The sequence below is a fragment of the Pseudomonas triticicola genome, assembly GCF_019145375.1.
Classification (GTDB): Bacteria; Pseudomonadota; Gammaproteobacteria; order Pseudomonadales; family Pseudomonadaceae; genus Aquipseudomonas; species Aquipseudomonas triticicola.
In genome coordinates this window covers 4,334,298-4,346,029 of the sequence record NZ_JAHSTX010000001.1, presented here as the reverse complement: position 1 = coordinate 4,346,029, position 11,732 = coordinate 4,334,298, and the positions used below count along the sequence as shown (strand labels likewise).

General features: G+C 59.6%; 11 protein-coding genes. All 11 read right to left on the bottom strand.

Annotated features, from left to right (window positions below):
- Positions 1-42 precede the first annotated feature (42 nt).
- Positions 43-687 (bottom strand): methionine ABC transporter permease, encoded by a 645-nt coding sequence (locus tag KVG85_RS19170; protein WP_039756400.1) that lies wholly within the window; start codon positions 685-687, stop codon positions 43-45.
- Positions 677-1,798, bottom strand: a complete 1,122-nt coding sequence (locus tag KVG85_RS19165; protein ID WP_217864667.1) for a methionine ABC transporter ATP-binding protein — start codon at positions 1,796-1,798, stop codon at positions 677-679. The genes KVG85_RS19170 and KVG85_RS19165 overlap by 11 nt, the downstream gene beginning before the upstream one ends.
- A gap of 2 nt (positions 1,799-1,800) precedes the next feature.
- The gene (locus KVG85_RS19160; protein WP_217864666.1) at positions 1,801-2,610 is read right to left on the bottom strand and encodes a MetQ/NlpA family ABC transporter substrate-binding protein; all 810 of its coding nucleotides are present in this window, start codon (positions 2,608-2,610) and stop codon (positions 1,801-1,803) included.
- An 86-nt stretch (positions 2,611-2,696) separates the two neighbouring features.
- Positions 2,697-4,088, bottom strand: coding sequence for an LLM class flavin-dependent oxidoreductase (locus KVG85_RS19155; protein WP_217864665.1), 1,392 nt, complete (start codon positions 4,086-4,088; stop codon positions 2,697-2,699).
- Positions 4,088-5,281: an SfnB family sulfur acquisition oxidoreductase gene (locus KVG85_RS19150; RefSeq protein ID WP_217864664.1), complete on the bottom strand. Its 1,194-nt coding sequence runs from the start codon at positions 5,279-5,281 to the stop codon at positions 4,088-4,090. Before KVG85_RS19150 ends, KVG85_RS19155 begins: the two co-directional genes overlap by 1 nt.
- Positions 5,282-5,308: 27 nt before the next feature.
- Entirely contained in the window at positions 5,309-6,550 is a 1,242-nt protein-coding gene (locus tag KVG85_RS19145; protein ID WP_217864663.1) for an SfnB family sulfur acquisition oxidoreductase, read from the bottom strand.
- 263 nt (positions 6,551-6,813) lie between these two features.
- Complete coding sequence (locus KVG85_RS19140; RefSeq protein ID WP_217864662.1) at positions 6,814-7,578, bottom strand: hypothetical protein; 765 nt, start codon at positions 7,576-7,578, stop codon at positions 6,814-6,816.
- Positions 7,579-8,039: 461 nt separating this feature from the next.
- Positions 8,040-8,789, bottom strand: a complete 750-nt coding sequence (gene tcyN / locus KVG85_RS19135) for an L-cystine ABC transporter ATP-binding protein TcyN (protein WP_217864661.1) — start codon at positions 8,787-8,789, stop codon at positions 8,040-8,042.
- Between the two features lie 4 nt (positions 8,790-8,793).
- Positions 8,794-9,459 carry a cystine ABC transporter permease gene (gene tcyL, locus KVG85_RS19130; RefSeq protein ID WP_016772200.1) on the bottom strand — a complete coding sequence of 222 codons (666 nt, stop codon included), beginning with the start codon at positions 9,457-9,459 and terminating at the stop codon, positions 8,794-8,796.
- A complete protein-coding gene (gene tcyJ, locus KVG85_RS19125) occupies positions 9,459-10,259 on the bottom strand; it encodes a cystine ABC transporter substrate-binding protein (RefSeq protein ID WP_016772199.1) in 801 nt (266 codons plus the stop codon). The genes tcyL and tcyJ overlap by 1 nt, the downstream gene beginning before the upstream one ends.
- 346 nt (positions 10,260-10,605) lie before the next feature.
- Positions 10,606-11,604 (bottom strand): D-cysteine desulfhydrase, encoded by a 999-nt coding sequence (locus tag KVG85_RS19120; protein WP_217864660.1) that lies wholly within the window; start codon positions 11,602-11,604, stop codon positions 10,606-10,608.
- Between the last annotated feature and the right edge of the window lie 128 nt (positions 11,605-11,732).

The window sequence follows — 11,732 nt, the reverse complement described above, 5'->3', positions numbered from 1 at the left end:
TAATGGGCATGGGTCGTTCTTTGCGTTGATGACGTATAGGTCTCAACGCTTGTTCAACCCCCGAGCCAACCGATCCCCACCCAACTGAATCACCGCCACCAGCGCCACCAGCAAGACGATCACCGTCAACATGATCTGACTATCGAAGCGCTGATAGCCGTAGCGGTAAGCGATATCCCCCAGCCCACCAGCACCAATTGCCCCAGCCATGGCCGACGAATTGATCATCGTCACCAGCGTGATGGTGAACCCCCCGACAATCCCCGGCAGCGCCTCGGGCAACAGCACATGCCAGACGATATGCCAGCGTCGGCAACCCATGGCCTGCGCGGCTTCGATCAGACCATGATCGACCTCGCGCAGACTCACTTCGGCAATACGTGCAAAGAACGGCGTCGCAGCAATCGTCAGGGGCACCACAGCGGCCCATACACCGTAAGTTGTGCCGACGATAAGGCGAGTGAACGGAATCAGCGCGACCATCAGAATCAGGAACGGGATCGAGCGGAACAGATTGACGAAGGCGCCCAGCGCACGGTTCAACAGCGGCGCCTCATAGATCCCGCCCTTGTCGCTGGTGACCAGAATCACCGCCATGGGAATCCCCACCAGCAGCGCGATCAACGAGGACACGCCAACCATCAGGAAGGTGTCGATAAAACCCTGCAGCAAGCGATCAAACCACATAGCCCAATACCTCCACTCGTTGCGCCCATTGCCCGGCGCGCTCGCGCAATTGTTCGGCGCTGAACGCCGAGCCGCTGACGGCCAGTAAAAGCTGCCCCAGCGCATGACCCTGAATCCGTTCCACGCCGCCCTGAAGCAGCTTCACTCGGCCACCCAACGCCGCAAACAACGCGGCCAGATCCGGCTCATCAGCGGCACTGCCGGTGAACTGCAAACGCAACACCACCGCTGCATTTGAAGCCGTTGATTGCGTCAGCAAACGGCTTTGCAGTTCTTCCGGCAAGGCGTGTTGCAGTGGCGCGAGCAAGGTCTGGCTGACCTCGTGCTGCGGATTGCCGAACACTTGCCACACCGGCCCTTGCTCGACCACATGGCCGTGCTCGAGCACGACGACGCGATCGCAGATCTCGCGGATCACTGCCATTTCGTGAGTGATCAGCACAATGGTCAGGCCCAGGCGTTTGTTGATCTCGCGCAACAGGCCGAGGATCGACTGCGTGGTTTCCGGGTCGAGCGCCGATGTCGCTTCATCGCAGAGCAGAATGTCCGGGTCATGCACCAGCGCGCGGGCAATGCCGACGCGTTGTTTCTGCCCGCCGGAAAGCTGCGCCGGGTACGCCTTGTGCTTGCTTTGCAGGCCGACCAGTTCGAGAAGTTCACGGACCTTTTTCTCACGTTGTTCCTTCGGCACGCCGGCGACTTTCAGTGGCAACTCGACGTTCTGCCAGACGGTCTTGGCCGACATCAGATTGAAGTGCTGGAAGATCATGCCGATGCGCCGGCGCAGGGCGACGAGGCGGTCTTCATCGAACTCGCCTATATCGACCTGATCTATCAGCACCCGCCCCGACGTTGGCTGCTCCAGGCGATTGATCGTGCGAATCAGCGACGACTTGCCGGCGCCGCTACGGCCGATGATGCCGAACACTTCACCACGCTGAATCGCCAGGTCGATGCCCTGCAAGGCCGCGACCGGACCTTGTCGGCCGTTGTAGGTTTTGCCCACGCCAATAAAGCGTACGTGGGCGCGATTCAACTCGGGATGCAGCTCGGTTTTTTCAGCATTGTGTGGCTCTGGAAGCTCCAGTCGCCGTTGGATCGCTGCGGTCATGTTCAGCTTTCCCAACCGGCCTGATAGAGCTTGCCGTGGGCCTTGTCCAGTGCCGCGCGAACGGCCGGTGAATGCTGATAGATGTCGACGAACTTGATCAGGCGCGGGTCGGTTTTGCTCTTCGGCTGGATGACGAACTGGATCACGTATTCCTTGTGATCGAGACCGTCGAACAGCAGCGCCGAGCCGGCATCGAAGGTCTTCGCCAGACGGATGTAGGCTGGATAACCCTGGACCAGATCAGCGTCGTCATACGCGCGCACCAGTTGCACGGCTTCGACCTGAAGGATCCTGATCTTCTTCGGATTGGCGACGATGTCGTCCTCGGTGGCCTTGTAGCCGACGCCCGGTTTCAGCGTGATCAACCCGGCCTTGGCCAGCAGTTGCAGACCGCGACCGCTGTTGATCGGGTCGTTGGCAATGGCCACGCTGGCGCCTTCGGGCAGTTCATCGAAGCTTTTGTATTTCTTCGAATACAGACCGACGTTGTTGATGATTCCCGGTGCGAATGGCACCAGATCGAAACCGGATGCGGCTTTGGCGTTTTCCAGGAACGGGATGTGCTGGAAGTAGTTCACTTCGATGTCGCCAGCGGCGAGGCTGACGTTGGGCGCGATCCAGTCGGTGAATTCCACCAGCTCGACTTTCAGGCCTTGTTTGGAAGCTTCTTCGACGGCGGCTTCCAGCGGAATGGCGAAAGCGGCGGTGGTGCCGATTTTCAACGGGGCGTCGGCGGCGAAGATAGCCGAGCTGAACAGGCCGAAGGCCAGGGCCAGTGCTTTGACTGGGTGGGACAGGGTTTTTTTGGTCATGGTGGTTTTTCCAGTCTGTGCATGAATTTGTTGTGCCGGGGAGGGCCTCTTCGCGAGCAGGCTCGCTCCCACAGGGGCTACGCGTTTCAACTGTGGGAGCGAGCCTGCTCGCGAAGCTTCTGATGCCGGTACGAAGAGCCGGTATGTTGCTCAGGCAACTGCGCCTCGCCGTGAAACAATTTCTCGCGCAAGCTGCCGCTGTCATACGCAGTCTTGTACGAGCCGCGCCGCTGCAACTCGGGAATCACCAGTTCGATGAAGTCGACATAGCTTTCCGGGGTGACGATACGGGTCAGGTTGAAGCCGTCCAGACCGGTCTCGGCGATCCACGATTCGAGTTCATCCGCCACTTGCTCGGGCGAACCGACCACGGTGATGTAACGACCACCGAGGGCGTGCTGGTCGAGCAATTTGCGTCGCGTCCAATCGTTGTTCTGCAGGTTTTTTGTCGCCGACTGAATCGCGTTGCTCTTCACGTACTGGATCGGTTCGTCGATTTCGTACTGGGCAAAGTCGATGCCGGTAGACGCGGAAAAGTGCGCCACGCCGGCCTCGGCGCTGGCATAGCTGAGGTACTCGGCATGCTTGGCCCACGCCGCTTCTTCGGTGGCGCCAACGATCACATTGAGGCCCATGAACACCTTGATGTCTTCAGGATTGCGCCCGGCTTCGACGGCACTGGCGAGGACTTTGTCGACCTGCACCTTGGTCGACGGTTTGTTCTGGCCGCTGATGAACACGCACTCGGCGTGACGCCCGGCAAACAGCAAGCCGCGATCGGAGCTGCCGGCCTGAAACAGTACCGGCGTGCGCTGCGGTGACGGCTCGCAGAGGTGATAACCCTCGACCTGATAGAACTCGCCCTGGTGCTCGACCTTGTGCACTTTTTCCGGATTGGCGTAGATGCGCTCTTCGCGGTCGTTGAGCACCGCGCCGTTCTCCCAGCTGCCTTCCCAGAGCTTGTACAAAACCTGCAGATACTCTTCGGCCTGGTCGTAGCGCCGGTCATGTTCGACCTGTTCGCGCAGACCCATGGCTTTGGCCGCGCTGTCCAGGTAACCGGTGACGATGTTCCAGCCGACCCGGCCGCGACTCAGATGATCGAGCGTCGACATGCGCCGGGCGAACAGATACGGCGGCTCGTAAGTGAGATTGGCGGTCAGGCCGAAGCCGAGGTTTCTGGTTACAGCAGCCATCGCTGAAACCAGTAGCAGCGGATCGTTGACCGGCAACTGGATCGACTCTTTCAGCGTGACGTCCACCGAGTTCTGGTAGACGTCGTAGACGCCGACGATGTCAGCGATGAACAAGCCATCGAACAATCCACGCTCAAGCAACTGCGCCAGTTCGGTCCAGTATTCAATCGTGTTGTAGCGGGTCGAGTTGTCGCGCGGATGCGTCCACAGGCCGTGATTGATATGGCCGATGCAGTTCATGTTGAACGCGTTGAGCAGGATCTTCTTTTTCGCGGCGACCATCAGATGGTCCCCCGCAGCGGCGGCTTTTCATCGTTGAGGTAGTAGTTGCCCACCGCGTGATATTTCCAGCGCACGGGGTCATGCAGAGTGTGCACGCGAGCGTTGCGCCAGTGCCGGTCGAGGCCGTGCTCACTCAGCGTCGCCTGACTGCCGGCGAGTTCGAACAACGTACTGCCAGCGGCGAGGGAAATTTCCGTGCTGATTGCGCGTGCTTCGGCCACCGCGATCGATGCGGCAGCGACAGTGTCAGCATTGGTTTCAGCTTGCGCGGCATCAAGGAATTCGCCGGCGCGTTCGAGCAAGGCTTCGGTGGCGTGCAGACGAATGCTCAAGTGGCCGAAGCTCTTCAGCGTCAGCGGATCTTCGGTGGCCTTGTCGTTGCCGGAATCGATCCACGGACGGGTCTTGCTGCGCACGAAGTGCAAGGCATCTTCGTAAGCGGCGCGGGCAATGCCGGTGTCGATGGCGGCGTGGAGAATCTGCGCCAGCGGCCCAACCGTGGTCGGCCGTTCGAAAGCGCTCTGGAACGGCAGCACGTCTTCAGCCGCCACATACACATCTTCGAACACCACCGAACCGCTGCCGGTGGTGCGCTGGCCGAAGCCGCTCCAGTCGTCGATCACCGTCAGGCCTTTGCTCTCGCGCGGGACGAAGGCCAGTTGCTGTACGCCGTTTTCATCGACCACCGACGTCGGGATGCGCTGCGCGTAAATCGCCCCGGTCGAGTAGAACTTGCGACCGTTGATGCGATAACCAGCGCCGTCGCGTTTGAGACTGGTGATACGGTCGTGAGCGGTTCTGGTGCCCAGTTCCGCCAAAGCATTGCCAAAGCGCTGGCCGGCGAGGACCTCGGCGTACAGGCGCTGTTTCTGTTCATCGCTGCCATTCACGCGCAGCACTTCCAGTGCGTAGAAATGGTTCTGCGGAATCTGCCCGAGCGAGCCGTCGGCCTGAGCGATGAGTGCGATGACTTTGGCCAGGGTGACGTTGGATACGCCCGCGCCGCCATATTCTTTCGGCACGCTGATGCCCCACAGGCCGGAGCGGGAAAACACTTCCAGCTCGGCCAATGGCAGGCGGCGTTCGCGGTCGCGCAGGGCGCTGTCGCGTTTGAAATCTTCGGCCAGGTCGCTGGCGACGATCAGGGCTTGCTCATCGCTGGTGATGAGCGCGACGTGATGGGAAAGCGTCATAGGGGGTTCTCCAGATGACTGGTCGTCTCAGATCCAGGAATGGCGAGCCGGCAAAGTGCCGTTCAGGCGATAGGCGCCGACCGCGTGATATTTCCAGCGCACCGGGTCGTGCAGGGTGTGCACGCGGGCGTTGCGCCAGTGGCGGTCGAGATTGAATTCGGCAAGGGTCGCGCGGCTGCCGGCCAGTTCGAACAGCTTTTCGCTGGCCAGCAGCGAAATCTCGGTGGTCAGCACTTTTGCTTCGGCCACGGCGATCGAAGCGCGTGCGGCGGATTCGGCAGTCAGCGGCGCGGCGTGGACGTCATCGAGCACTTTGCCGGCCTTGCGCAGCAGCGCTTCGGCGGCGTGCAGTTCGATTTTCAGTTTGCCGATATCGGCGATCACGTAGAGGTCATCGCTGGCGCGCTCGACCTTGGCGTCGATCCATGGCCGTGCGCGGGTTTTGACGAAGTCGATGGCGTCGTCGATGGCGCCACGGGCGATGCCGGCGTCAATGGCTGCTTGAATCAGCTGCGACACTGCGCCTTGGGTGTTCGGCTTGTCGTTGATCTTCCAGTTGTCGATGACCAGGCTCGACTCGACGCGCACGTTGTTCAGCAGAATCGTGCCGCTCGCCGTGGTGCGCTGGCCGAAGCCCGACCAGTCATCGACGATGCGCAGACCCGGCGTGCCGCGCCGGACGAAGGCCAGCACCTGTTTACCGTCATCGTTGAGCGCTTTCACCGCGACCCAATGCGCAAACAGCGCGCCGGTGGAGTAGAACTTCTGGCCGTTGATCACGTAATCGTCGCCATCGGCGCTGATTCGCGCCTTCAGTTCCAGGGTGTTTTTCGTGCCGCGTTCCGGGCCGGCGTTGCCGATGCGCCAGCCTTCCAGAACACTCTGGAACAGCTGCTTTTTCTGCGCTTGGGTAGCGGTGCCGAGCAGCAGATGGATGATGCCGAACTGGTTCTGCGGGATCTGTCCGAGCGCCGGGTCGGAGGCGGAAATGATCGCAAAGACTTCAGCCAATGTGACGAAGGAAACCTGCGGGCCACCATATTCGCGCGGGATGGCAATGCTGCCCAGACCGCTGCGGGTGAACTGTTCGATTTCCGACCACGGCAGCTTACGCTGACGGTCGCGTTTGGCCGCCTGCACTCGGGCGGCTTGCGCCAGTTCGTGTGCGGCCTTGATGGCTTGAGCGTCGTTGCGCAGTACTTGCGCGGGCAACAACAGCGGGGCGATGTCCAGATCGGACTGCACGTTGGCATCTGCAAGACTGGACATCAGTGCCGCTCCCTGGCTGCACGCAATGCCCTGGCGATCTGCACTGGGGTGATTGTGTTCCGGACCATACCTACCTCACATCTCATGAAAAACGCCGCGAAGTGCGACGATTGAAAGAATGTCCGGTGGTCCGGTGCATATACCCTAAGCGCGTATAAAAATTAAATAAACTAACTTTTAGGAATATGCATAGAAGGGGGGATGTTCGGCTTGGTTAACGACTTTCAGGTGGGAGGTCACTGACCTCCCACCTTGGGCAGGTCTCACTTAGTGCGTGATTCGGCGGCCTTGAATTCGGGTTTCAACGGGACTTTCACGTACGGATTTACGCAACCGATTTTCAACGTGCGCGGCGGTGCCCAGCGCGAGTTGTTACCGACCCGGTCGAGGATGCAGTACGTCACGTCCAGTCGCAGGTCTTCGCCCGCTTCGACAATCACCGCCGGTGGCACCCAGACCTGAATCGGCAGCCCGACGTCGGCCGCCGTGACAGGCGCCAGGTCCATGCGCACGTCGCCCCAGCGCAGGGTGATGGCGTCGTCTTCGGCCATGTTCAGGTAAGGCTCGATAGTCAGCGGCACGCCGCGTTTGATCTGGCTGGGGTTCACGCCCTGACGGCGAATCGCTTCAGGGATGATTACCGCTGCCAGTTGCTGGTTTTCGTCATCGCACTGCCCAGTGGGCTGGCCACCGGGGCAATCGAGTTTGACCTGTACCCGGGTCGCCGCAGACAGCGCCGGGCCCTGGCCGACCTGCATCACGCGGTAGTGAATGCGCGCGGAGCCATTGGTGATGAAACTCTCCGGCACCCGCAGGCCCACTGACTCACCCACATCGTCTGCGCTGAGGACTTTTGACGCGACATAGCATTTGTTCCAGAACAGTTCGATCAGATCGCCATCGTCCATGCCGCAGTAGGGCGGTACATTGACCAGCAGGTGCGCTGCTGTTGCCAGGTTAATGCCGGTTTTTTGTGCGCATGCCAGCGTTGGCGCTGCAAGTTCGGGGCTGTGCGAAGTGCGGGTCATCGGTTTCTCTCCTTGAAGTCTTGCAGCGAAATCCGTTTCTGGGAAACAAAAAAGGCGCGAATCAACTGGCAATAAAGCAAAAACTATTTGTTCGGTTTTAGCGCGAGTTGTTTGAACTAATTGGCGCCGGTTGCCGACTAGATAAAAGTCTGCGGAGAGGGGTGTCAATAGAGCGGCTTAGTTAATGCGTGAATTACAAGTTAATCAGAAAGCTCCTACGTCACCTAGGCAATATGCCTAGTGGTACGCGCGAAACCAGCTACAGATAAACGGCAATTGCGCAGGGTTTTGTGCGGGTTTGTTCGCAGGCAAACGTATGAAAATATGACGATTCGGAGGTGCGCGTAACCGTTGCGCAATATATATCTGCGCTCGCTAGTAACAAATGTAGAAAAGATTGAAATGCCGGGGGAGAGGTAACTTCCATCCGTGGAAGTGGAGGGGTATTGCTGAGAAAGTTCTCAGGCGTGATTCAGAAACTTGCTGAGAAACTGTTTGGTGCGTTCTTCTTTCGGGTTGGCAAACAGTGCCTTGGCTTCACCCTGTTCAACAATTACGCCCTTGTCGAAAAACACCACGCGATTGGCCACGTCACGGGCGAAGCCCATTTCATGGGTGACAATCACCATGGTGCGATTTTCTTCGGCAAGACCGCGAATGGTCGCCAGTACTTCGCCGACCAGTTCCGGATCGAGCGCCGAGGTCGGTTCGTCGAACAGAATCACTTCCGGTTCCATCGCCAGCGCCCGGGCAATCGCGACGCGCTGTTGCTGGCCACCGGAGAGTCGGCGCGGATAAGCGTCCTCCTTGCCGGCAAGCCCCACTTTGGTCAGCAGCTTTTTACCCAGGGCAATCGCTTGGTCGCGCGGCATTTTCTTGACCACGATCGGGCCTTCGATGACGTTTTCCAAGGCGGTGCGATGGGGGAACAGGTTGAAGTTCTGGAACACGAAGCCGACGTGCTGGCGCAGGTTGCGCACCAGACTTTGCTGCTGGTTCAGCGGGCGGCTGGTATCGATTTCGATATCGCCGACCTTGATCCGGCCGCTGGTGGGTTCTTCGAGGAAATTCAGGCAACGCAGGAACGTCGTTTTCCCCGAGCCACTGGGGCCGATGATCGCGACGACTTCGCCTTCCTTTACCTCAAGGTCGATGCCGTTGAGCACGACCTGACCCTTGAATTGCTTGGTCAGTTTTTCCACGACAATCATCGCGTCAGGACTCCTGGTCGTGCCGATTGACCCGCTCTTCCAACTTGTTCTGCAAGTGCGAAAGCACCGTGGCCAGAATCCAGTAGATCAGCGCGGCGGCAAGATACATGGTGAAGACTTCGAAAGTCCGGGCGGTAATCAGCTGCGCCTGACGGAACAGCTCCGGCACCTGAATGGTCGCGGCCAGCGCCGTGTCCTTGACCAGCGAAATGAAGCTATTGCCCAGCGGCGGCAAGGCCGTGCGCATCGCTTGCGGCAGGATGGCCCGGCGCAGGGTCTGCGCGCGGGTCATGCCGATACTCGCAGCAGCTTCCCACTGACCGCGTTCGATCGAACCGATCGCGGCACGGAGGATTTCACAGGCGTAGGCGGCCATGTTCAGCGAGAAACCGATCAGCGCTGCCGGCAGCGGATCAAGCTCCATGCCCAGTTGCGGCAAGCCGTAATAGATCACAAACAGCTGCACCAGCAACGGCGTGCCGCGAAAGAACGACACGTAGATGCGGGCCAGCCAACTGACCGATTTGAAGCGCGACAGGCGCATCAGCGCGAGGCCGAAGCCCAGCAGCAGACCGAAGAACATCCCGCCGAGGCTGAGGACTACCGTGTAGTACGCGCCCTTCAACAGAAAGGGCGCGGAATCCAGCGCGAGTTGGAAAGCCTCTTCCATTATTTAGTGACGTCTGCGTTGAAGTATTTCTTCGACAGTTTCTCGAGAGTGCCGTCAGCACGCAGTTCGTCGAGCGCTTTGTTCACCGCAGCCAGCAGTTCAGGCTCGCCTTTGCGCAGGGCGATACCGGATTCCTGACGCGAGAAGGCCTCACCGGCTGCGACGGTTTTCGGGGCTTTCTTGGCGTATTCGAGGGCAGCCAGACGGTCGATCAGGATGGCATCGGTACGACCGTTGTTGAGGTCGGCGAACTTGGTCGGATCATCATCGTAGGTGCGCACGTCAGCACCCGGCACGTTGGCGCGAACCCACTGCTCGTAGTTGGTGCCCAGGCCGACACCGACTTTCTTGCCGGACAGGTCAGCGGCAGTCTTGATGTTCAGCGCCGACTCTTTGCTTTTCAGCACGAGGGCCTGGATGCCGGACACGGTGTAGGGTTCGGAGAAGTCATACTTCTTTTTGCGCTCGTCGGAGATGGTCACTTGGTTGACCACCAGATCCAGACGCTTGGATTCCAGTGCGGCGAGGATGCCGTCCCATTTGGTCGGCTGAATCTTGGCCTTGACGCCGAGCTTTTGCGCCAGGGCTTCGGACAGCTCGACTTCGAAACCGGACAGCTTGCCGTTCTCGTCGACGTAGCTGAACGGTGGGTAAGTGCCTTCCAGGCCGACGTTGAGAACGCCTTTGTCCTTGATCTGTTGCAACTGCTCACCGGCCACTGCCTGACCGATCAGGCCAGCGCTGAGCGCAAGACCCAGCGAACCGACCAGCAGAGTGCGACGTAGTGCGGAAAAATTCATGACAAGCCCCTGTGTTTTCTTATGGAAGACGCTTAAGGAATGTAGGCAAATGGGTGATTTGAACGACAGCGCTATCCTGCCTTAAAGCAGCTTAAGCGTCTCGCCCGAAATTCGCCTGCGGCGAGACTATAAGATGTCTGTTTTAGACTTGAAAATACTAGATTGTGTTTCTTTTAGAGTTTTTTGGAATATGTGCCAATTCAGTTGTGGCGAGGGAATTTATCCCCGTTCTGCTGCGCAACAGTTGCAAGTCCTGCGACGTGTACTCACTTGCGAAGGCAAGGGGCCGCTCCGCGACCCAACGGGGATAAATCCCCTCGCCACAGGTATCTGCAATCTGCAGTGATCATCTTGTCAGAAAATCCTTGTAGGCAAACAACGCCGGCGCGCCGCCGGTGTGCAGGAAGATGATCGGGCCGTCATCGAAGCGCTGCCGGCCAATCCCGTCGAGCAGACCGGCCATGGCCTTGCCGGTGTAGACCGGGTCAAGCAACAGACCTTCCTGAGCCGCCAACAGTTTCACCGCCGCCAAAGTACCGGCATTCGGTTCGCCGTAACGCGGGCCGAAATATTCGTCCCACAGCTCGACCTTGAAGCTGGTCGGCAACTCGACGCCCAGCAGCTCAGCGGTGCGTTCGGCCAAACCCTGAACCTTCGGGCGCTGATCTTCTTCACTGCGCGAAACGGTCACGCCAATCACCGGCAATTGCGGCAGCGCCTCACTCAGCGCCAATCCGAGACCACTGTGAGTACCGGCACTGCCGGAGGCCAGCACCACTGCGGCGAAATCCAGGCCGCTGTCCTTGATCTGCTCGGCCAGTTCCAGCCCGGCGCGCACGTAACCCAGAGCACCAAGGGCGTTGGAGCCGCCGATTGGCACCAGATACGGCTTCTTGCCGTTGCTGCGCAGGCGCACGGCGAGGGCGGCGAGTTGTTCGTCGGCATTGTCGAGGTTGTCGACCAGCTCGACCCTGGTGTCGAACAGATCGAGCAGCAAGCGGTTGCCGTTGCCGGTGTAATTGCCCTCATCAGTGCCCAGCGGATTTTCCAGCAGCGCCACACAACCGAGGCCGAGTTTCGCCGCCAGTGCGGCGGTCTGGCGCACGTGGTTCGATTGCAGCGCACCGGCCGTGATCAGCGTGTCAGCACCTTGCGCGAGCGCGTCGGCGGCGAGGTATTCGAGTTTGCGCAGCTTGTTGCCACCCATTGCCAGCGGCGTCAGGTCATCGCGCTTGATATACACCTCGCGACCGAGCCAGGTGGACAGGCGTTCGAGTTTTTCCAGCGGCGTGGGGTGGCTCAGCAGTTCGAGACGGGGGAAGCGTTGCAGCTGTTGTTTGATCATGGGTCCGTACTGGCGCAGAAGAATGGATGGACTATAGGCACCCGTTTTTGCCCGGGCAACCGCCAATCGCTTATAGCCAAATGGACTGATGGCAGCACTATCGGTTCTTAATTCGTCGGCAAAGGCAT

Excerpts from the sequence above, each read along its gene's own strand:
- KVG85_RS19170 (WP_039756400.1), bottom strand. The coding sequence starts at position 687 with ATGTGGTTTGATCGCTTGCTGCAGGGTTTTATCGACACCTTCCTGATG.
- KVG85_RS19165 (WP_217864667.1), bottom strand. The coding sequence starts at position 1,798 with ATGACCGCAGCGATCCAACGGCGACTGGAGCTTCCAGAGCCACACAAT.
- KVG85_RS19160 (WP_217864666.1), bottom strand. The coding sequence starts at position 2,610 with ATGACCAAAAAAACCCTGTCCCACCCAGTCAAAGCACTGGCCCTGGCC.
- KVG85_RS19155 (WP_217864665.1), bottom strand. The coding sequence starts at position 4,088 with ATGGTCGCCGCGAAAAAGAAGATCCTGCTCAACGCGTTCAACATGAAC.
- KVG85_RS19150 (WP_217864664.1), bottom strand. The coding sequence starts at position 5,281 with ATGACGCTTTCCCATCACGTCGCGCTCATCACCAGCGATGAGCAAGCC.
- KVG85_RS19145 (WP_217864663.1), bottom strand. The coding sequence starts at position 6,550 with ATGTCCAGTCTTGCAGATGCCAACGTGCAGTCCGATCTGGACATCGCC.
- KVG85_RS19140 (WP_217864662.1), bottom strand. The coding sequence starts at position 7,578 with ATGACCCGCACTTCGCACAGCCCCGAACTTGCAGCGCCAACGCTGGCA.
- tcyN (WP_217864661.1), bottom strand. The coding sequence starts at position 8,789 with ATGATTGTCGTGGAAAAACTGACCAAGCAATTCAAGGGTCAGGTCGTG.
- tcyL (WP_016772200.1), bottom strand. The coding sequence starts at position 9,459 with ATGGAAGAGGCTTTCCAACTCGCGCTGGATTCCGCGCCCTTTCTGTTG.
- tcyJ (WP_016772199.1), bottom strand. The coding sequence starts at position 10,259 with ATGAATTTTTCCGCACTACGTCGCACTCTGCTGGTCGGTTCGCTGGGT.
- KVG85_RS19120 (WP_217864660.1), bottom strand. The coding sequence starts at position 11,604 with ATGATCAAACAACAGCTGCAACGCTTCCCCCGTCTCGAACTGCTGAGC.